The organism is Burkholderia sp. Ac-20379 (assembly GCF_017104645.1).
Classification (GTDB): domain Bacteria; phylum Pseudomonadota; class Gammaproteobacteria; order Burkholderiales; family Burkholderiaceae; genus Burkholderia.
The window spans coordinates 19,878-40,755 of the sequence record NZ_JAAGPF010000029.1; the positions used below are offsets into that span (position 1 = coordinate 19,878).

15 protein-coding genes and 1 pseudogene are annotated in these 20,878 nt (G+C 68.7%); 8 read left to right on the forward strand and 8 right to left on the reverse strand.

Annotated features, from left to right (window positions below):
* Nucleotides 1–337 precede the first annotated feature (337 nt).
* The 4 genes and pseudogenes from G3N92_RS06335 to G3N92_RS06350 form a co-directional block, all read right to left on the reverse strand.
* Complete coding sequence (locus G3N92_RS06335; RefSeq protein WP_206126602.1) at nucleotides 338–1,525, reverse strand: M20 aminoacylase family protein; 1,188 nt, start codon at nucleotides 1,523–1,525, stop codon at nucleotides 338–340.
* Between the two features lie 70 nt (nucleotides 1,526–1,595).
* Nucleotides 1,596–2,930, reverse strand: a complete 1,335-nt coding sequence (locus G3N92_RS06340; RefSeq protein ID WP_206126603.1) for a DUF3100 domain-containing protein — start codon at nucleotides 2,928–2,930, stop codon at nucleotides 1,596–1,598.
* Nucleotides 2,931–2,976: 46 nt separating this feature from the next.
* Nucleotides 2,977–4,485, reverse strand: a complete 1,509-nt coding sequence (locus G3N92_RS06345) for an aldehyde dehydrogenase family protein (protein ID WP_206126604.1) — start codon at nucleotides 4,483–4,485, stop codon at nucleotides 2,977–2,979.
* 52 nt (nucleotides 4,486–4,537) lie between these two features.
* Nucleotides 4,538–5,449 (reverse strand): annotated as a pseudogene (locus tag G3N92_RS06350) (NAD(P)-dependent oxidoreductase); the annotation flags it as partial.
* 121 nt (nucleotides 5,450–5,570) lie between these two features.
* On the opposite strand from G3N92_RS06350, the gene G3N92_RS06355 reads away from it, so the two are divergent.
* Together G3N92_RS06355 and G3N92_RS06360 are read left to right on the forward strand one after the other, a co-directional pair.
* Nucleotides 5,571–6,479: a LysR family transcriptional regulator gene (locus G3N92_RS06355; RefSeq protein ID WP_206126606.1), complete on the forward strand. Its 909-nt coding sequence runs from the start codon at nucleotides 5,571–5,573 to the stop codon at nucleotides 6,477–6,479.
* A gap of 130 nt (nucleotides 6,480–6,609) precedes the next feature.
* On the forward strand, nucleotides 6,610–7,326 hold the full coding sequence (locus G3N92_RS06360; protein WP_206126607.1) for a YceH family protein: 717 nt from the start codon (nucleotides 6,610–6,612) through the stop codon (nucleotides 7,324–7,326).
* Nucleotides 7,327–7,347: 21 nt separating this feature from the next.
* On the opposite strand, the gene G3N92_RS06365 is transcribed toward G3N92_RS06360, so the two are convergent.
* Nucleotides 7,348–8,604 (reverse strand): MFS transporter, encoded by a 1,257-nt coding sequence (locus G3N92_RS06365; RefSeq protein ID WP_206126608.1) that lies wholly within the window; start codon nucleotides 8,602–8,604, stop codon nucleotides 7,348–7,350.
* A gap of 411 nt (nucleotides 8,605–9,015) precedes the next feature.
* Here G3N92_RS06365 and G3N92_RS06370 point away from each other — a divergent pair, with 411 nt between their 5' ends.
* The gene (locus G3N92_RS06370; protein ID WP_241014618.1) at nucleotides 9,016–11,637 is read left to right on the forward strand and encodes a GH92 family glycosyl hydrolase; all 2,622 of its coding nucleotides are present in this window, start codon (nucleotides 9,016–9,018) and stop codon (nucleotides 11,635–11,637) included.
* Nucleotides 11,638–11,647: 10 nt separating this feature from the next.
* On the opposite strand, the gene G3N92_RS06375 is transcribed toward G3N92_RS06370, so the two are convergent.
* Together G3N92_RS06375 and G3N92_RS06380 are read right to left on the reverse strand one after the other, a co-directional pair.
* Nucleotides 11,648–12,544 carry an amidohydrolase family protein gene (locus G3N92_RS06375; protein WP_206126609.1) on the reverse strand — a complete coding sequence of 299 codons (897 nt, stop codon included), beginning with the start codon at nucleotides 12,542–12,544 and terminating at the stop codon, nucleotides 11,648–11,650.
* 61 nt (nucleotides 12,545–12,605) lie between these two features.
* Nucleotides 12,606–13,871 (reverse strand): MFS transporter, encoded by a 1,266-nt coding sequence (locus tag G3N92_RS06380; protein ID WP_206126610.1) that lies wholly within the window; start codon nucleotides 13,869–13,871, stop codon nucleotides 12,606–12,608.
* A gap of 144 nt (nucleotides 13,872–14,015) precedes the next feature.
* Between G3N92_RS06380 and G3N92_RS06385 the strand changes: the two genes are divergently transcribed.
* From G3N92_RS06385 to G3N92_RS06400, 4 genes are all read left to right on the forward strand, one after another.
* On the forward strand, nucleotides 14,016–14,945 hold the full coding sequence (locus G3N92_RS06385; RefSeq protein ID WP_206126611.1) for a LysR family transcriptional regulator: 930 nt from the start codon (nucleotides 14,016–14,018) through the stop codon (nucleotides 14,943–14,945).
* A gap of 339 nt (nucleotides 14,946–15,284) precedes the next feature.
* Nucleotides 15,285–15,683 (forward strand): hypothetical protein, encoded by a 399-nt coding sequence (locus G3N92_RS06390; RefSeq protein ID WP_206126612.1) that lies wholly within the window; start codon nucleotides 15,285–15,287, stop codon nucleotides 15,681–15,683.
* A 66-nt stretch (nucleotides 15,684–15,749) separates the two neighbouring features.
* Nucleotides 15,750–18,065 carry an outer membrane protein assembly factor BamA gene (gene bamA / locus G3N92_RS06395; RefSeq protein WP_206126613.1) on the forward strand — a complete coding sequence of 772 codons (2,316 nt, stop codon included), beginning with the start codon at nucleotides 15,750–15,752 and terminating at the stop codon, nucleotides 18,063–18,065.
* Nucleotides 18,066–18,176: 111 nt separating this feature from the next.
* Nucleotides 18,177–19,220: a lysozyme inhibitor LprI family protein gene (locus G3N92_RS06400; protein WP_206126614.1), complete on the forward strand. Its 1,044-nt coding sequence runs from the start codon at nucleotides 18,177–18,179 to the stop codon at nucleotides 19,218–19,220.
* Between the two features lie 484 nt (nucleotides 19,221–19,704).
* On the opposite strand, the gene G3N92_RS06405 is transcribed toward G3N92_RS06400, so the two are convergent.
* On the reverse strand, nucleotides 19,705–20,481 hold the full coding sequence (locus G3N92_RS06405) for an SDR family oxidoreductase (protein WP_206126615.1): 777 nt from the start codon (nucleotides 20,479–20,481) through the stop codon (nucleotides 19,705–19,707).
* Nucleotides 20,482–20,632: 151 nt separating this feature from the next.
* Here G3N92_RS06405 and G3N92_RS06410 point away from each other — a divergent pair, with 151 nt between their 5' ends.
* Complete coding sequence (locus G3N92_RS06410; RefSeq protein WP_339385823.1) at nucleotides 20,633–20,839, forward strand: hypothetical protein; 207 nt, start codon at nucleotides 20,633–20,635, stop codon at nucleotides 20,837–20,839.
* Nucleotides 20,840–20,878: the final 39 nt, after the last annotated feature.

Genomic DNA, 20,878 nt, shown 5'->3' on the forward strand with positions numbered 1-20,878 from the left:
CCCGGCACGCCAACTGCGCCCGGGTTCAGTTTCTGGTTCGCGGCATGGCGCGCCGCGAATGGCATGCCTGGAATTCTGTTCAGAGGCCGGGGTTAGCGAAATGATGTTTTTTGTGGTCGCTGGTTAGGAAAAAGTTGCGAGCGGGCGGGAAGCGTTGCCCCGCGCGGCGCGGCGGGGAACGAGGCTGGCCGGGAAGGCCATGCGCGAAGCCGACGGACGGCCTTCGGCGCGCCTCGGCAGGGGCGAAAACGGAGAATTTTGGCGCGCTTTTTCTGGCGGAACGCTCAAAAGGAAACGGCCGGGACAAACCCGGCCGTCGCGTGAACCCTGCCTGCTATCACCCCAAAAACCGCTCCACCAGCCGGACAAAATAACTCGCCCCCACCGGCAGCAACGCATCGTTGAAGTCGTAACTGGCGTTATGCAGCAGGCACGGCCCGCCGCCGTGCCCGTGCACGCGGTGGTCGCCGCTGCCGTTGCCGAGGAATGCGTAGCATCCGGGCTTCTCGCGCAGCATGAACGAGAAATCCTCGGCGGCCATGGTCGGATCGGCCGCGGCGTTCACGTGCGCGTCGCCCACCAGTTCGCGCATCACCTCGACAGCCAGCGCCGTCTGCGCCGCATCGTTGACGGTGGCCGGATACTGCCGCTCGAACCACACCTCGCACTCGCAATCGAACGCCGACGCGGTCGCGGCGGCCACGGCGCGCATGCGCGTCTCGATCAGGTCGAGCGTGGCGTCGGAGAAGGTGCGCACGGTACCGCCGAGCCACGCGTCGGTCGGCACCACGTTGAGCGCCTCGCCGGCGTGGATCTGCGTGACCGACAGCACCGCGCCGTCGATCGGATTGCGGTTGCGCGTGACGATGCCCTGCAGCGCGTTCAGCACCTGTCCGGCGGCGAACACGGGGTCGCGGCCCAGGTGCGGCATGGCCGCGTGGCAGCCGGCGCCGCGCAGCGTGATCTTGAACAGGCTGGTGGACGCCATCAGCGGCCCCGGCCGCACGGCGAAATCGCCGGCCGGAATGCCGGGCCAGTTGTGCAGCCCGAACACGGCCTCCACCGGGAACCGCTCGAACAGGCCGTCCTCGATCATCGCGCGCGCGCCGCCGCCCGCCTCCTCGGCCGGCTGGAAGAACAGCTGCACGGTGCCGTCGAAGCCGCCGTGCTGCGCCAGATGGCGCGCCGCGCCGAGCAGCATCGCGGTGTGGCCGTCGTGGCCGCAGGCGTGCATCGCGCCGGGCACGGTCGAGCGGTGCGCGAAGGTATTGGCCTCCTGCACCGGCAGCGCGTCCATGTCGGCGCGCAGGCCGATGGCGCGCGTGCCGCCGCCGCGCTTGAGCGTGCCGACCACGCCGGTCTGGCCCACGCCGCGCGTGACGGCATAGCCCCACGCTTCGAGCCGCTCGGCCACCAGGTCGGCGGTGCGGTTCACCGCGAAGCCGACTTCGGGGTGCGCGTGAATATCGCGGCGAATCGTCTGCAGTTCGTCGGCGTGCGCGACGATGGAATCGATCAGTTTCATGCGGGGAGAGCGCCGTCGAGACAATCGCCGGCGCCGCGCAAAGGCGGCCCGGCGATACAGGTGAACGAAATCAGATATGGAACAACTGAGCCACCAGCGTCGCGCCGATGAACGTGCCGGCGTTGGCCACGAACGACACCAGCACGATGCGCCAGCCGAGGCGGCGGAACGCCGGGATGTCCTTGGCGATCGACAGGCCCGCGAACACCAGCATCGGGGTGGTCACGCCGAGAAAATCGTTGTGCGAACCGAACGCGGCGATCTGCGGCGCCAGCGGGCACCACGGCGAGGTCAGGAACATCGCCACCACCGACACCCAGCAGACGGCCGGAATCCGGCGGCCCGTCAGCGTGGCCAGCGCATCGCCGACGATCGTCGCGCCCACCATGATCGCGATCCCGGGCAGCCCGACCAGCGGCGTGGTGCCGTGCGCGATCCAGTCGCACACCAGCGCCATCGCGGCCGTCACGATCCAGGCGATCAGCTTGCCGCCGTAGCCGAGCGCGGGCGCTTCGGTCTGCACGTCGCCGAGCGCCGGGCGATCGGCTTCCGGTTGCGCGGAGGCCTTGGTGGTGCGGCCGATGATCGGCTCCAGCACGCGGTAGCCGAACACGGCCAGCGGCAGCGAGATGAACAGCGTGAAGTAGGTGCCGAGCGTGGTGGTGATCAGGTTGCTGGCCGCCGCGAACGCCATCACCGATTTCGCGGTTTCCGGATCCTGCTGCGCGGCGATCGCGCCGGATGCGGCCGCCATCATGCTGCCCGAGCCAACGCCCGAGCCCATCGCCAGCGCGAGCGGATCGAAGATCCCGAGGCTCGACACGAAGCCGGCGAACACGGCGATGAACACCGCGCCGAACACGGTGCCGGTCAGGTATTCGGCCAGCACGCCGCGCCCTTCGGCGGAATCCATGCCGTACTTCTCGCCGATGATCGCGAGGCTCGGCTCGCGGCCCACCGAGAACGTCGCGCCGATCGCCTCGCGCTTGATGCCGAGCAGCAGCGCAAGCGGCAGGCCCAGCAGGATGGTGCCGACGAAGTGACCGAACTCCTGGAACGCCAGCGCCCAGCCGGCCGCCGCGAGCTTCGGCAGCGCGCTGCCCACCATCAGCCCGAGCTTCGAGACGAACAGCAGCAGCGCCGGCTGCAGCACGGCCGCCGCGAAGAACTGGTTCGACACGTCGAGCCGCGCGCTGCTCTTCCAGCGCGCGCTGGCGAGGCCGAGCGCCGCGCCGAGCAGCAGCGCCCAGATCATCGGCAGCAGCACCACCTTGCCCGGCCCGATCTTGAACGTGAACGAGCCGATCCATTGCGCGATCAGCAGAATGCCGGCGGCATACAGCATGACCTTCGCCGCGCCCGCGCCGCCGAATTCGCGGCGTTCGATTCCCAGTGCGTGTTCCATCGCGACCTCCCCTTTGAGTCCGGCTTCCGTCGTACGCGGGCCGGTATTACAGATAACCGAAGGCGGTCGGCGGCGCTTCGGCCGTCTCGACCCACACGCTCTTGGTCTGCGTGTATTCGTACAGCGCCTCGACGCCGCTGGAGCGCCCGTAGCCGCTCATGCCATAGCCGCCGAACGGCGAGGCCACGTTGATGGTCTTGTAGCCGTTGACCCAGAACGTGCCGGCGTTGACCTGCGCGGCCACGCGGTGCGAGCGCGCCACGTCGGTGGTCCACACCGCGCCGGCCAGGCCGAAATCGGTGTCGTTGGCGATCGCGATCGCTTCGTCCTCCGTATCGAACGGAATCGCCGCCACCACCGGCCCGAAGATCTCGGTGCGCGCCACGTCCATTTGGTTCGTCACGCCGGCCAGCACGGTGGGCGACACGAAATAGCCGCCGTTGCCGAGTTCGGCCGAGCCGGCCGCCAGCGTCGCGCCGGCCTCCACGCCGCGCGCGATCATCTGCATGACGTGTTCGTACTGCTTGCGATTGTTGATCGGGCCGACTTCGGTGGCGTCGTCGAGCGGCGCGCCCACGCGGATCTTCTTCGCGCCGGCCGCCACCATCGCGACGAATTCGTCGTACACCGAACGTTGCACCAGCAGGCGCGAACCGGCCACGCAGCTCTGGCCCGCACCGGCGAAGATCGCGGCCTGGGCCGTCAGCGCGGCGCGCTTGAGGTCGGCGTCGGCGAACACGATGTTGGCCGACTTGCCGCCCAGCTCCAGCACGCACGGCACCACGCGGCGTGCGGCGGCCTCGGCGATGCGCGCGCCGGTGGCCGGCGAGCCGACGAACACCACCTTGCTGACCACGCGATGCGCGATCGCCGCCTGGCCGACGGTGTGACCGAAGCCGGCCAGCACGTTGACGAGGCCGCGCGGCAGCCCGGCGCGCTCGCCGAGCAGGCCCACCACGATCGACGTGAACGGCGTCAGCTCCGACGGCTTGAGCAGCACGCCGTTGCCCATCGCCACGGCCGGCGCGATCTGCCAGCCGCAGGTGAACACCGGCGCGTTCCACGGAGTGATCTGCAGCACCACGCCGGCCGGCTCGCGGCGCGTGTAGTTCAGGTGCGAGGTCGGCACCGGGATCACGTTGCCGTAGAACTTGTCGGTCCAGCCCGCGTAGTACTCGAACATCTCGGCAACCTTCGCCACCTCGCCGCGGCAATCGCGGATCGGCTTGCCCGAACCGAGCGATTCGAGCCGGGCGATCGCCTCGGCCTCGCCGCGGATCGTGCGCGCCACCTCGTTCATCACGCGGCCGCGGGCGGCGTGGGTCAGCGCCCACCATTCGCGCTGCGCGCGGCGCGCGCTCTCGGCGGCGTGGGCCACCACATCGGCGCCCGCGTCGCGGTAGGCGAGCGTGGCCTCGCCGGTGGCGGCGTCGTACAACTGGACGGTGTCGCCCTGGCCGGCGACGAGTTCGCCGTCGATATACGAGCCGATGGTGGTCGCGCCGGGGAAGAAGTGCGCGAAGGCGGCGAGCAATTGGTCTGCGTGCTGGGTCATGTCGGTATTCCGTGTCGGGTGCGTCGGGCGATGACTGGGGAAGTGGCGGGGTTCAGGCAGCCGGGTCGAGAAAATCGACGATGCGGTTGAAATCCTCCGCGTCGCCCACGTATTCCTCGCTGGCCGCCCACAGCCGCGCGGCCTCGCGCGCCACCGGCGCGACGCTGTCGAACTGGTCGAGCAGGCCGAGCGCGAGGCGCACGTCCTTGCGCATCAGCTTCATGGTGAAGCCCGAATCGAACGTCTCGTTGAAGATCCAGGTGGGGTAGTTGACGAGCGTGGCGCTGTTGCGGCCCGAGCCGCCGTTCAGCGCTTCCACGAGCTTTTCCGGATCGACGCCGGCCGCGCGCGCGGTGCGCACCGCTTCGCTCGCCACCAGCAGATGCACGCCGGTCAGCAGGTTGTTGAGCAGCTTGGTGACGTGCCCTGCGCCCACCGGGCCCACATGCACGCGCTTGGCGCTGATCACGGCGAGGATCGGCTCGACCGCCGCGATGTCGGCGTCCGAGCCGCCCAGCACCATCGTCATGGTGGCGGTGGCCGCGCCCTTCGGGCCGCCGCTGACGGGGCCGTCGACGAAGCCGATGCCGCGCTCGGCCAGCGCCGCCGCCACGCGGCGCGTGCTGTCCGGATCGGCCGTGGTGGTGTCCACCACGATCGTGCCGGGCTTGGCGTTCGCCAGCACGCCGCCTTCGCCGAGCACCACCGCCTCGACGATCGCCGAGGTCGGCAGCGACAGCAGCAGCACGTCGGCGTCGCGAGCGATTTCCGCCACCGAGGCGCGCGCCGTCACCACGCCCTGCCCGGCCAGCGCATCGGCCACGCCCGGCGCGGCGTCGAAACCGAGCACCGCGTAATTGCCGCGCTGCAGCGAACCCGCCATGCCGCGCCCCATGTTGCCCAAGCCGATCACGCCTACCGTTTTCATCCGACGAACTCCCGATTGCTGTTGGTGAGGGGCGGAACGCCAGCTCGCGGCCGCCTTGCATTGGCTCGATAGTCGTCCGGGCGAGCCGTATAATCAATCACCGCCAATATTGCTAGTGTTCTAATTTTTCGAACACTCGAATCGGGATGCCCGCCCCATGACCGACACCCTCACCGACAGCCGGATCGTCTATTTCTACGAAGCGGTGCGCTGCGGCACGATCCGCGCGGCGGCCGACTGGCTCGACGTGGCGCCGTCGGCGGTGAGCCGCCAGATCGGGCTGCTGGAGAAGGAGCTGGACGCCACGCTGGTGGAGCGGCACGCGCGCGGCGTCACGCCCACCGAGGCGGGGCGCTGCGTGATCGAGTATTTCCGCGAGCAGTTGGCGCACCGCGACGATCTGATCTCGCGCCTGCAGGAGCTGCGTGGATTGAAGACGGGCGAGGTGAGCCTGGTGCTCGGCGAGGGCTTCGTGTCGGACCTGCTGGCCGGGCCGATGCAGCAGTTCTGCCGGCAATATCCGGGCATCCACGTCAATCTCGACGTGGGCAGCACCAACGACGTGATCCGCAAGATTTCGAACGACGAGGGCGAGATCGGCCTCGTCTACAACCCGCCCACCGAGCACAAGCTGGTGTCGCGCGCCTCGAAGCGGCAGCCGATGATGGCGATCGTCGGGCCGGATTTCCCGCGCCGCGCGAACAAGGTGCTGTCGGTGCAGCAGCTCGCGGCCTATCCGCTCGCGGCCACCCATCCGTCGTACGGCACGCGGCAGATGCTGGAGGCCGTCGAATACGCCGAGCGCGTGCGGCTTGGGCCGATCGTCACCACCAATTCGTTCGCGATCCTCAAGGAGTTCGTGAAATCGGGGCTCGGCATCGCGGTGATGCCGGCGTTCGCCGTGGCGGCGGAACTGCAGGCGAAGGATCTGTTCGCGATCGACATCGCCCACCCGATCCTCGAGAACGCCGAGGCGCACATGGTCACGCGCGTGGGCCGCAAGCTCTCGGTGGCGGCCAACAAGATGCTGCAGATGATGACGGGGCAGATGCGCGCGTTCCGGTGAACGCCCTGCCCGGCCCGCCGGACAGCGCGGCGAGGGACGCCATCCGGATACCGGTTCGCCCACGCGCCGCGAGCGTATATCATCCGGTGCAGGCCGCATCCGATTTCCAGACTTCCCAAACCGCCAGCCGATGACCACGCCCAACGAAGCCCCCGCCCCGCGCGCGCTGCGCGCCCTGACCGCCCTCGAAGCCCGCATCGTCGGCGTGCTCAACGAGAAGCAGCACACCGTGCCCGACACCTACCCGCTCTCGCTGAACGCGCTGACGGCCGGCTGCAACCAGAAGACGGCGCGCGCGCCCGTGATGAACGTCAGCGAAGCCGAGGTGCTCAACGCGATCGAGGAACTGAAGGGCGTGAGCCTGGTGTTCGAAGGCAGCAGCAGCCGCGTGCCGCGCTTCGAGCACAACCTGAACCGCGTGCTCGGCATCCCGAGCCAGGCCGTCGCGCTGCTCACGGTGCTGCTGCTGCGCGGCGCGCAGACGGCCGCCGAGCTGCGCCTGAATTCGGCGCGGCTGCATGGCTTCGCCGATGTGTCGTCGGTCGAGAGCTTCCTGGAGGAGCTGGCCGAACGCACGACGCCGCTGGTGGTCAAGCTGCCGCGCGCGCCCGGCGCGCGCGAGAACCGCTGGATGCATCTGCTGAGCGGCGAGGTCGATCTGGCCGCCTACGCCACCGCATCGGGCGCGTCGAGCGAAGGCGGTGCGGCGGGCGGCGGCGCAAACGCGGCCGAATTCGAGGCGCTGCGCGAGGATCACGACCGCCTGGCCGAGGAAGTGGCGCGGCTGCGCGCGCTGGTCGAGCGGATGGCCGGCGAACTCGGCATCGACGCCGGTTCGGCTGCCTGACGACAGTGAACCGGGCGCGTCTCAGTCGAGCGCGCGCCCCTTCATCTCCGGAATCAGGCACAGCGTGGCGACGATGTCGAGCACGTAGAGCGCGGCCAGCGCCGCGATCGCCACCGTGAACGAATAGCGCGCCGCCAGCGCGCCCACCGCCATCGGCCCGAAGCCGCCGATCGCGCGGCCGAGGTTCCACAGCACGTTCTGCGCGGTGGCGCGCGCGGCGGTCGGATAGGCTTCCGACATCAGCGTGCCGTAGCCGCCCACCATCCCGTTCACGAACATCCCCATCAGCGCGCCGGCCCACAGCAACGCGGCCGGATCGCTCAACTGCGCGTAGACGATCACCATCGCCACCGCGCCCGCCTGGTAGACGAGGAACGTCGGCTTGCGGCCGATGCGGTCGGCGAGCTGGCCGAACATCCAGACGCCCGCCATCATGCCGAGCACCGTCACGGCGGTCCACAGGCCCGATTTCGTCAGCGAGAAGCCGAGCCGCTTCGCGAGGAAAGTCGGCAGCCAGATCATGATTCCGTAGTAACCGAAGTTCTGCACCGCGCAGAGGATCACGATGCCGGTGCTGGTGCGGGCCGTGCGCGCGTCGGCGAACAGCATCCGGAAGCGCGCGCCGAGGCTCGGCACGGCCGCTTCGGGACGACGCGATTGCACGAACGGCTCCGGCTCGTGCAGGCGGTTGCGCAACTGCCAGGCCACCAGCGCGGGCAGCATGCCGACCGCGAACATGCCGCGCCAGCCGATCCATTGCAGCAGCGTGGGCGTCAGCAGCGCGGCCAGCAGCACGCCGCATTGCCAGCCGAGCGCCACGTAGGACGAGACGCGCGCGCGTTTCGCCGCGGGCCACGCCTCGGCCGCGAGCGCCATGCCGATGCCGAATTCGCCGCCCAGGCCGATGCCGGCCACGGTGCGATAGACGAGCAGGTCGGTGAAGCCCTGCGCCAGCGCGCACAGGCCGGTGAACACGGCGAACAGCGCGATCGTCCAGGTCAGCACGCGCACGCGGCCGAAACGGTCGCTCAGCGCGCCGAAGATCAGCCCGCCGGCCACCGCGCCGATCAGCGTCCAGGTCACCAGCGCGCCGGCCTGCCCCGCGTCGAGCCGCAGCGACGCCGAGATCGCCGGCAGCATGAAGCCGAGGATCAGCAGATCGAAGCCGTCCATCGCATAGCCGATCGCGGCGCCGGCCAGCGCCTTCCAGGCGTAGCGCGTGACAGGTTCGGCGGCGGGGGACGCGGCCTCGGCGGCGGCGGGAAACTTCGATGACATGGCGGTTCGGTAGTGGGTTCGGATCGGATGCGCGGCGCGCGCGGATCGAAGCATACCGCGACAGAATCGGCGCCACCGGCGCGGTTCGCTTCAGGCCGATTCGCATTGACGGATTTTCATTCGGCCATTTCGAATCGAATTAAAAACAACCAGGCAATGATTGCGCCTCGTGGCCCGACGCAAAATCGTTTCTCCGCCTGCGTTTCAGCCACTTCTCGATACCCCTCCCGACATCATTTCGGAATCCATAAACATCGCATTTGTTTAGCTAAATCACCAAAAAATCAGGGATTTTTCCAAATAGCGGACATGGCGTTGCGCGGCGCACACTCGGGCTGACAAAAACCTTCCGGCCGTGGCCGCGCAGCGCGCCGCACCGGCATCGCGTTCGACAACACCCTGGAGACAAGGATGCGGATGACCCTGAAGTGGGCCCTGGCGGGCGCGTGCCTCGCCGCCTTCGCCGCGCTCGGCGGCTGCAACGACGACAGCGGCGGCGCATCGCCGGCCTCGATCGCCAGCGAGATCGCCGCCGGCGGCGGCACCGCCCCGGATGCGGCGGGCCGGCCCGGCCCCGGCCACGAACACGGCGGCCGCATCGACATCGCGAACCTCACGCAACGCGTGAACGTGTTCATCGGCACCGGCGCGCCCGACGCGGGCGGCCTGTACCCCGGCAACCTGAACCCCGGCGCGCAAACGCCGTTCGGCATGGTCAGCTTCGGCCCCGACACGCCGGGCAGCGACCAGCCCTGGGGCAACGGCTCGGGCGGCTACTACTACTCGGACAGCCGCATCGATTTCTTCAGCCTCACGCACCTGAGCGGCCCCGGCTGCCGCGGCCAGGGCGCGGTGGCGCTGATCCCCGGCGGCGGCGCGCTGACGTTCTCGCACGCCGACGAACGCGCCGCGCCCGGCTATTACCGCGTGAAGACGGGCAACGGCGTCGTCAACGAATTCACCGCCACCACGCGCACCGGCATGGCCCGCCTCAGCTATCCGTCGGGCGCCGCCTCGCCCGAGCTGACGCTCGACGCCACGCGCAGCAACGGCATGAAAAGCGGCGTCGCGCCGGGCCTCGTGAACGTGTCGGTCGACACGGCCCGCAACGTCGTGACAGGCCAAACCGTGGTGGGCGCGTTCTGCGGCGGCACCTGGTACAAGCCCGTGTATTTCTCGATCGCGTTCGACACGCCGCTCGACGCGGCCCAAACGACGGTCGCCGACGGCGTGGCGAAGCTCGTGTTCCGCACGCCCGCACATCGCGGCGCGGTGGTGCAGATGAAGGCCGGGATCTCCTCGGTCAGCGTGGCCAACGCGCAATTGAACCTCGCGACGGAAAATCCCGGCTGGTCGTTCGATCGGGTCAAAGCCGAGCAGCAGGCGGTGTGGAACCGCCGCCTCAACACGATCCAGCTCGACCTCGCCGAGCCCGGCGCGATCGCGCGCCTCGACGGCGCCACGGCCCAACGCGCGACACGCTACGTCACGCAGTTCTACACGGCGCTCTATCACGCGATGGCCGGCCCGACCGTGTACAGCGACGTGAACGGCGACTATCGCAGCATGCGCGAAACCGATCTGAACGCGGCGGCCGACACGGCCCCGGCGCGCGCCGTCGCCAATGTTTCGCAGTACGCAGTGCCGGGCAACCCGAGCGCCTATCGCACGCACTACGCGGGCTTCTCGCTGTGGGACACGTATCGTTCGGAAACGCAGTTGCAGGCCCTGCTGTTCCCGTCCGAGACGAGCGACATGATGCAATCGCTGGTGGCCGACGCGAAGCAATGCGGCGCGTTCCCGCACTGGGTGGACGGCAGCGACGACACCAAGCCGATGGAAGGCGACCACGCGCCCAACGTGATCGCGGCGGCCTATGCGTTCGGCGCGCGCGGCTTCGATACCGGCGCGGCGCGCAGCGTCATGCTGCAATCGGCGTTCGGCACCGGCGGCCCCGGCAGCGCGTTCGTGGAAGGCGCCTGCAACAACATGCCGAGCGTGGACGACAGCGTGGGCGCCAGCCCGATCGCCGACGCCTACCTGAAGTACGGCTATGTGACGACTGATTCGACCTCGAACCATCACCCCGGCTCGATGACGCTCGAACTCGGCACCACCGACGAATCGATCGGCAACTTCCTGGCCGCGCTCGGCGAGCCCGGCGATGCGCAGAGCGTGACCACGCTGCACCAGCGCGCTCGGGCCTGGGCGCACCTGTTCAACGCGAACATTCCGGCCAGCCTGAACTACAACGGCGGCGAGTCGAGCGGCCTGGTGCCGAAGGACGCGAGCGGCCAATGGGTGTTCAGCGGCCCGGACAACGGCGGCTTCCACGAATCGAAGGAACCGAATTATTTGTGGACGATCGGCCACGATTACGCGTCGGTGATCGCCGCGCTGGGCGGCAACGCGGCGGCCGTCGCGCGCCTGAACACGCTGTTCGGGCTGAACCAGGGCGATCCGTTCAACGGCCCGCTGCCGAGCGCGGCCACGCTCAACAGCGGCGAGAACGGCAACACGCTCTACATCGGCAACGAGCCGTCGCTGCAGACGCCGTGGGCCTACAACTGGGCCGGCAAGCCGCAGCTCGCGCAGCGCGTGATCCCGATCGTCATGAAGCAGACGTTCTTCGACACGCCGGGCGGGCTGCCGGGCAACGACGATGTCGGCGCCACCTCCACGTTCTATCTGTGGGCGAGCCTGGGGCTGTATCCGGTGGTGCCGTCGGCGCCGGGGCTGGCGATGTCCACGCCGCAGTTCAAGGGCATGACGGTGTGGCTCGACGACGGCCGCAAGAAGCTGCGCATCGAGGCCGACGACGAGGCGCTGCTCAACGACAAGCCGTATATCAAATCGGTGCAGTTGAACGGCACGACGTACCGCGGCTCGTGGCTGCCGGTGGCCGCGATCGCCGGTGGCGGCACGCTGCGCTACACGCTGTCGGCCACGCCGACGGACTGGGCGGCCGATCCGTCGCTCGCGCCGCCGTCGGGGCCCGCGGCCGACTATACGAAGGCGACGGCGTCGCGTTGAGGCGCCTGCGTTACAGCCGGAACAGCTCGCGCGCCGAGTCGACCAGAATCGTGCGGCGCTGCGCGTCGTCGGGCACCCAGCGCCGCAACGCGCCGGCGGCCCCCGCGTAATCGGCCCGCTCGCGATGCTCGGTGTGCGGCCAGTCGCTGCCCCACACCAGGCGCTGCGGCCCGAAGGCGGCCAGCAGATCGGCGGCCAGCGTCGCTCCGAGCGCCGCGCCGTCGCCCGCGTGCACGCTGCGATACGCGGCCGACAGTTTGACCCAGACGCGCCCGCTGCCGGCCCGTTCGAGCAAGCCGCGGAAGCCCGGATCGCGCGCGCCGGCCACCGGGTCGGGCCGGCCGAAATGGTCGACCACGAGCGCGCGGCAGTGCGGCAGCAACGCGTCGATCAGCACCGGCAGATCGGCCGCGCCGCGATGGATCTCGAGATGCCAGCCGAGCGCGTCGATGCGCGCGAGAAAGCGCGGCCAGGGCCCGCTGCGCAGGTCGGGCAGCGGCAGGCCGATCAGGTTCAGCCGCGCGCCGACGATACCGCACTGCGCCAGCGCGGCCAGCTCCGCGTCGCCGATCGACGGATCGACCACCGCCACGCCACGAAACCGCCGCGGATAGCGGCGCGCGACGCTCGCGAGCCAGCGATTGTCGGTGCCGAGAAAGCTCGGTTGCACCAGCACGCCGTGCGACAGGCCGTGGGCGGACAGATGCGCGACGTAGGCGTCGAGCGTCGCATCGTAGTCGGGCGCATGGCGGCGCTGCGCGGCCAGCGGCAGGCCGCGCACGAACAGGTGCGCGTGCGTGTCGACGCCGGCTGGCGGCGGCGCGTCGGCGGCAAGCCACGCGGCGCCGGCAGCCGACAGGCCGGCCTCGGCGCGCAGGGCGAAATCGTCGGGCAGGGAAAGACTCATCGTCGGCAAGATCGGGATTAGGAAGAAAATCGGGGCAGGCGCGGGTCGGCGGTGCGGCGGATCAACGGCGCGCCTCGGCCACCGCGGGCGCAGGCGCGGCGATGCGCCGGCCGCGCGTCTCGGGCAGCATCAGCGCGGCGATCACCACCAGCCCGTAGGCCACGCCGGCGTCGATGCCAAGCGCCGCGCCGAGCGACATCGAGCCGCTCATGTGGCCGATCAGCACCGGAAAGCCGGCCGACACGATGCGGCCGAAGTTGTAGCAGAAGCCCACGCCGGTGCCGCGCACGCCTTGCGGATACAGTTCGTTGAACAGCGCGCCGAGCGTGGCCGGAATGCCGGCCGAGAACAGCCCGAGCGGGAAGCTCAGCAGCAGCATGGCGGTGTCGCCGATCGGCAGGAACGTGTAGATGTTGACCATCACGGCGCAGCACACGGCGAACACGATCACGTTCCAGCGCCGGCCGATGCGATCCTGCAGCCACGCGCTGACGAAGCAGCCGACGATGAACGCCACGATCACCACCGCCAGATAGCCGCCCGTGCCGAGCACCGACAGGTGGCGCTCGGTCTTCAGGTAGGTGGGCAGCCAGGTGGTGATCGCGTAGTAGCCGCCGTGCGCGCCGAGGCCGATCAGGCCGCCGACAGCCGTGGTGCGCAGCACCGCCGGCGAAAAGATGCCGGCCGCCATCGCCAGCACGCCCTGGCGCTGGCCGTTCGCGTCCACCGGCAGCGGCTCGCGCGGCGGCTCCACCACGTTGCGGCGCAGGTAGAGCACGAGCATCGCGGGCACCAGGCCGATCGCGAACAGCAGCCGCCACGCCCATTCCTGCGAGACGAACGAGAAGATCGCCGTATAGAGCAGCACCGCGCCGCCCCAACCGAAGCCCCAGGCGCTCTGCACGATGCCCATCGCCTTGCCGCGGTGTTTCGCGTTGACGGTTTCGCTGAGCAGCACCGCGCCGGCCGTCCATTCGCCGCCGAAGCCGATGCCCTGCAGCGCCTTCAGCGCGAGCAGCTGGTCGAAGTTCTGCGCGAACGCGCTGAGGAACGTGAAGAAGGAGAACCAGATCACGGTGATCTGCAGCGCGCGCACGCGCCCCACGCGATCGGACAGCACGCCGGCCAGCAGCCCGCCGAGCGCGCCCGCCACCAGCGTCGCGCCGCCGATCAGGCCTGCCTGGCTCTTGCTGATGCCCCAGACGGTCAGCAGCGTCGGGATCACCAGCGAAAAGATCTGCGTATCGGCGGCGTCCACCGCCCAGCCGGCAAAGCAGCCCCACAAGGTTCGTTTCTCGGCGGGGGTGATGTCCCGATACCAGCGCATGACCGTCTCCTGATGCGGGCCGCGCGTCGCGCCGGCCCGGCGGCCCGGTGGTTCCGGCGCCGCGATTGATTGATAGCCCGCATTCTGGCGCGCCTTGCATGCGTCGTACACTATGAAAACGTTGATCTTTCATTGCATGGCGTTATGGAATCCGCGCGCATCCTCAAATACTTCCTGGCCGTGGCCGACGCCGGCAGCGTCACCGGCGCGGCCGACCGGCTCGGCCTCGCGCAACCCGCGCTGAGCCAGGCCATCACGCGGCTCGAACGGGAACTGGGCGTGAAGCTGTTCTCGCGCACGCGCCGCGGCGCGACACTGACCCCGGCCGGCGAAGCGATCGTCGACGACATCCGCCTGAGCGTGGCCCGCATCGAGGCGGCCGAGCGGCGCGTGCGCGATATCGGCGCGCAGCGCGGCGGGCGGCTCACGGTCGGCTTCGTGTCGGCGGCGCTGTTCGAGGTGCTGCCCAAGGCGATCGCCGCGCTGCGCGCCGCCGTGCCGAACGTCGAACTGACGCTGCGCGAGATGAGCAACGCCGAGCAGGCCAGCGCGCTCGAATCGGGCGAAATCGACATCGGCCTGCTGCACACGCCGGTGGTGGTGCGCGGGCGCATGCACGAGCAGTTGATCGCGCGCGAGCGCCTGCAGGCCGTGGTGCACGACACGCATCCGCTCGGGCCGGACGGCCGCCTCGCGCTGGCCGATCTCGCGCGCATCGGGCTCGTGTGGTTTCCGCACGGACAGTTGCCGGTGGTGCGCGCGGGCATCCTCAGCGCATTCCGCAAGGCCGGCTGCGAGGCCGAGATCGTGCAGGACGCGAATCGCTCGCTGACGGTGCTCGCGTGCGTGGCGGCCGGTTGCGGCGCATCGCTGTTGCCAGCCTCGGTCAAGGCGCTGCAGTTCAGCGGCGTGCGCGTGTGCGAGATTCGCGACGGCGACACGCTGCCGTTTTTCGAGCTGAGCGCCGTGTGGCCGAACCGTTCGCGCCCGACGCTGGCCGACCGCTTCGCCGCGCTGCTCGAGCGCGATGCGGATGCGACGCCGCCGCCGGCCTCGCGCAAGAAACCTCGCTGACCGCGCCGCATCGCATCGCGCGCTCGCGCCTGACGCGGCCGTCATAACCGTAACGGCCGTAATCGTCGTAACGCCGCGAAAAAATCCGGCAACACGGGTGTTTCCGTTCGCCGACATTCCTTTCGGCTTCCGAACGAATTGCCTTCGTCTCGAACGCGCGTTCGAGGGCGGCAGCACACATCGCCCGCACCGCGATGCCCTCGCAAGCCTTGTCGCGTCTCGCTTGCGCGCCGCCCCGCCCAGTCAGCCGCCGGAAAGAAACTTGCAGTAAACACGGGGTAACCCGTCGCCGCGCGCCCGACGCGATACTCGCTTCCGTTTTCCCACCGGAGCGCGAACATGGCGCCGCCTCAGGCTTATTCGATCGATGCGCTGCACGGCTTCGAGCTGACCGAAGACGGCCAGTACCTGATGCTCAACAGCAACCAGCCCGATCGCCTCGCGCTGCACTGCTCGGTGATGCACGAGCTGCTCGCGGCGCTGTCGAATGCGATCGGTTCGTCGGAGCGCATCCGCCACAAGCAGCGCGGCGTCAAGTTCGTGATGCCATGCGAGGCGTGGACCGTCGGCCGCGATGCGAGCGGCGCGACGGACCTGATCCTGTCGTTCCGCCTGCCCGGCGGCGCCGAGCTGTCGTTCCAGGTCGGGCGCGCGCTCGCGGGCCAGATGGCCGACGTGCTCGCGCTCGCCAGCGGCCCCGCCTCCGCCCTGCCGCGCGCAGCCGGCGCGCTGCAATAAACGCGCGCCGCCGTGCGCTTCCGCCCTTCATCCCGCCCGCGGTTTCCCCGCCTTTCCGTCATCCGCATGAATGCATCTTCCCTGTCGTCCCGCCGCCTGCGGATCCTGACGGTCGCCGGCCTTGGCGCGACCTCCGTGTCCGCCTGGGCCACCGATCCGTTTACCGTCTCCGACATCCGCATCGAGGGCCTGAAACGGATCGAGCCCAGCTCGGTGTTCGCCTATCTGCCGATCAAGCAGGGCGACACGTTCACCGACGATCTGGCCTCCGAAGCCATTCGCAAGCTCTACGCGACCGGCTTCTTCAACGACGTGCGCGTGGCGACCGAAGGCAGCGTGGTGGTGGTGCAGGTGCAGGAGCGCCCGGCGATCTCGTCGATCGATTTCGCGGGCATCAAGGAATTCGACAAGGACAACCTCACCAAGGCGCTGCGCACCGTGGGCCTGTCGCAGGGCCGCTATTACGACAAATCGCTGGTGGACAAGGCCGAGCAGGAACTGAAGCGCCAGTACCTCACGCGCGGCTATTACGCGGCCGAGGTGACCACCACGATCACGCCGGTCGACGCGAACCGCGTGTCGATCCTGTTCTCGGTGGCCGAAGGCCCGAGCGCGAAGATCCGCCAGATCAACTTCATCGGCAACAACACGTTCTCGTCGAGCACGCTGCTCGACGAGATGCAGCTGTCCACGCCGAACTGGTTCTCCTGGTACACGCGCAACGATCTCTATTCGAAGGACAAGCTCACGGGCGACCTCGAGAACGTGCGCGCGTACTACCTCGATCGCGGCTACCTCGAATTCAACGTGGATTCGACCCAGGTGTCGATCTCGCCCGATCGCAAGGACATGTACCTGACGATCACGCTGCACGAGGGCGAGCCGTACACGATCTCGAGCGTGAAGCTGGCCGGCAACCTGCTCGACCGCCAGCCCGAACTGCAGAAGCTGGTGGGCATCAAGGCCGGCCAGCGCTTCTCGGCCTCGAAGCTGCAGGCCACCACCAAGGCGATCGTCGACCGGCTCGGCACCTACGGCTATGCGTTCGCCACCGTCAACGCGCAGCCCGAGATCGATCAGGCCACGCACAAGGTGGGCCTCACGCTGGTGGTCGATCCGGGCCATCGCGTGTACGTCCGCCACATCAACATCTCGGGCAACACGCGCACGCGCGACGAGGTGATCCGCCGCGAAATGCGCCAGATGGAAAGCGCGTGGTTCGATTCGAGCCGGCTCGCGCTGTCGAAGGATCGCGTGAACCGGCTCGGCTATTTCACCGACGTGGATGTCTCGACCGAGCCGGTGGACGGCACCACCGATCAGGTGGACGTGAACGTGAAGGTGACCGAGAAGCCCACCGGCTCGATCACGCTCGGCCTCGGCTACGGCTCGGGCGAAGGGCCGATCATCTCGGCCGGCGTGTCGCAGGACAACGTGTTCGGCTCGGGCACGAGCCTCTCGGTCACGCTGAACACGGCCACCACGTATCGCACGCTGGCCGTCGAACAGGTGGATCCGTACTTCACGATCGACGGCATCCGCCGCATCACCGACGTGTACTACCGCACCAGCGAGCCGCTCTACTATTCGAGCACGACCGATACGAGCTTTCGCGTGATCACCTACGGCGCGTCGATGAAGTTCGGCATTCCGTTCTCCGAAACGGACATGGTGTTCTTCGGCGCGGGCCTCGAACAGAACCGGCTCGACGTGGATTCGACCACGCCGCAAAGCTATATCGATTACGTGAATTCGTTCGGCCGCGTGTCGAACAACGTGCCGGTGACGGTGGGCTGGTCGCGCGACAACCGCGACAGCACGCTGATCCCGAGCAAGGGCTACATGCTGCAGGCGAACGCCGAATACGGCACGCCGATCGCCACCACCACCTACGTCAAGAGCGACGTGCAAGCGCAGTACTACTACTCGTTCGCGCGCGGCTTCATCCTCGGCCTGAACTTTCAGGGCGGTTACGGCAAGGGCCTCGAGGGCAAGCCGTATCCGATCTTCAAGAACTACTACGCGGGCGGGATCGGCTCGGTGCGCGGCTACGAATCGAGTTCGCTCGGCCCGCGCGACGCCACCACCGGCGACCCGATCGGCGGCTCGAAGATGCTGGTCGGCAACATCGAGCTGACCGTGCCGCTGCCCGGCACCGGCTACGACCGCACGCTGCGCGTGTTCACGTTCGTGGACGGCGGCAACGTGTGGGGCTCGGAGGGCAACAGCGTGGGCGCGAACGGGCTGCGCTACAGCTACGGCGCGGGCCTCGAATGGATCTCGCCGATCGGCCCGCTCAAGCTCGACCTCGGCTTCCCGATCGTCAAGCACACCGGCGATCAGTACCAGAAGTTCCAATTCCAGATCGGCACGTCGTTCTGACACGGCGGCGCCACATCCGTCTCCCGCAGCCGCGCGGCTTCGCGTAGGATAGCCGGCGGTCCGCGAGCGGACCCGCGGCGCCGGCCTGCGCCGCCTACCCCACGGAGACGTATGAACACTTCGACCGAACGGGCGTCGTGGCTCGGCGCGCTGCTGATCGCCGCCCTCGCCGTCCTGCCCGGCGCCGCGCGCGCGGCCAGCTTCGATTGCCGCCAGGCATCCACGCCCACCGAAAAGCGCATCTGCGCCGATCCGCTGCTCTCGAAGCAGGACGACACCCTGCGCGACCTCTACGCGCGCGCGCCCGCCACGCCCGATTGGCGGGCCGACCAGCGCGCCTGGCTCGCCACCCGCGACGCCTGCGCCGACGACGCCTGCCTACGCAACGCCTACGCCGACCGCCTGGTCGTGCTACGCCACGCCAACACGCCGTTCCGTTGGGGCACGCGCTGGCAGCGCGTCGATTCGAGCGGCCAGCACGGCGCATCGATCGACATCACGCACGTGACCGGCCAGCACTTCCTGTTCAGCTTCGACGCGGCGGCCGGGGCGAACTCGGGCGCGCTGTCCGAAACCGCCACGTTCTCGGCGCCCGACACGGCGCAATACGTCGGCAACCAGAAAATGGATACGCGGGGCTGCGTGCTGACGTTCCGGCGCGTGCTGAACCGCCTGAGCGTCAGCCAGAAGGGCGACGCGTTCGCCTGCGGCGCGGGCGTCGGCGTCTACTACGACGGCGATTACGTCGCCGCCGCGAAGGATCCGAACGCCGCGCCGAGTCTGCTGTCGCTCGGCGTCGCACGCAGCGTGGCCGAGGACGCGGCGCTGCACAAGCTGCTCGGCCGCGACTACGCCACCATGGTCGGCACGGCCGGCGTGGTGGATACGGGCGCCGACAACCTCGACCGCAACGGCGCGCGCGTGACCGCGATGTTCGTGCAGGGCCTGGCCTGCGACACCAAATCGGTGCTGATGAGCGACGACAGCGGCCACCTGTGGGCCGCCGTGTGGGATCCGGGCATGCCGCCCGCGCCCACCCGGATGCGCTATTACACCAACGTGCCGGCCGATCGCGGCCGCCTGCCGAAAACCATCGCCGAGGCGAATGCCCAGACCTGCCCCGGCGAAACCGTCGTCGTGAACATGATGCCGTGACGGCAGCCAGCGCCCGGCACGATCGCGCCGGGCGCCGTTTCAATCCGTCATTCTGTTTTTTTGGAATATCGTCTAAACAAAAATCCGGCCATTGAACCCGTCAATTCCGACAGTAAACGGCTGGAATAAAATCTCGACTCGATTATCCCGATTGTTTATTGCGTTGCGCCGCAATAACGGATTTTTTACCGCATCCGGCGCGCAATCGTTTGCGCATAATCGGCACGCGTAAACTTTTAAATCTTTCATGGTTTTTTTCATTGCGTCGTGCGAATATCGCCGACGCGATGCTGCCTATGCGTCGCAAGGACATTTCGTCGGCCCGTATTCCGCCGAAATATCCAGTGCCTTGGCGATCCGCGCCGCCGGCGGCGCGGATCTTTTTACCCAGGCACCTGTTTAAATTAGTTCCAATTCAAATTGAATCGCCAGTCGATCGGCCATTCATTCTCGCCGCCTGCATTAATTCCGCATTGCGCGATATTCAACCGCGCCCGACGAACGGCATATTGCTCGCCATCACCGTCATGTTCAGCACATTGGCCGACAACGGCAGGCTCGCCATATAACCGACCGCATCGGCCACATGCTTGACGTCGAACATCGGTTCGGACGCCATCGTGCCGTTGGCCTGCAATACGCCGCGCTGCATGCGCTCCGACAACTCCGTCAGCGCGTTGCCGATATCGATCTGGCTGCAGACGATGTCGAACGCGCGGCCGTCGAGCGCGATGCTGCGCGTGAGGCCGAGCACCGCATGCTTGCTGGCCGTGTACGGCGACGTGAACGGCCGCGGCGTGTGCGCCGAGATCGAACCGTTGTTGATGATGCGGCCGCCGCGCGGCGACTGGCGGCGCATCAGCGCGAACGCGCCGCGCGCGCACAGAAACACGCCCGTCAGGTTGGTGTCGATCACGTCGCGCCAGCGCTCCACGCTCAGTTCGTCGATCGGCACGGCCGGCGCGTTGATGCCGGCGTTGTTGAACAGCACGTCGAGCCGGCCGTAGGTGCGCTCGATCTCGGCGTAGAGCGCGTCGACGCTGGCCGCGTCGCGCACGTCCACGCTCACGGCCAGCGCCTCGCGGCCGCGCGCCTTCGCCGCCTCGACGAATTCGGCCAGCGGCTCGGGCCGGCGGCCGGCCGCCACCACGGTGAAGCCGTCGTCGAGCAGGCGGTTGGCCGCGGCGCGGCCGATGCCGCTGCCGGCGCCCGTCACGAGTGCGATGCGCGGCGTGGCCGCTTGATTGGCTGTCGATTCCATCTGCGAGTCTCCTGGTGGTGGCGAAGGTGCTAGCATGGCGCAACCCGCGGCATCGCGCAGCATGGCGAGCGAGCCGCCACGGGCTTTCGATACGCTTGCATACCGTAGGGAACCAGGAGGAGCTATGTCTTTCGAGCATCGTGGATTTCGCGTGACCACGGATACCTTGCCGGACGATACCGGCACGCAGTGGCACTGCATCGCGAAGATCCACGGCATCGACGACGCGCATCGCGACGTCGCGCTGCCGAACGTCGAACTGTCGATCTCGCGCCTGAAGATCGACGTGCTGATGGTGATCAGCATGATCGAACAGCGCGCCAAGGATTCGATCGACGAGTGGCTCGCGGCCCACTGAGCCGCGGCGCGCCGGCCGCGCGCCACGGGCACTGCCCGG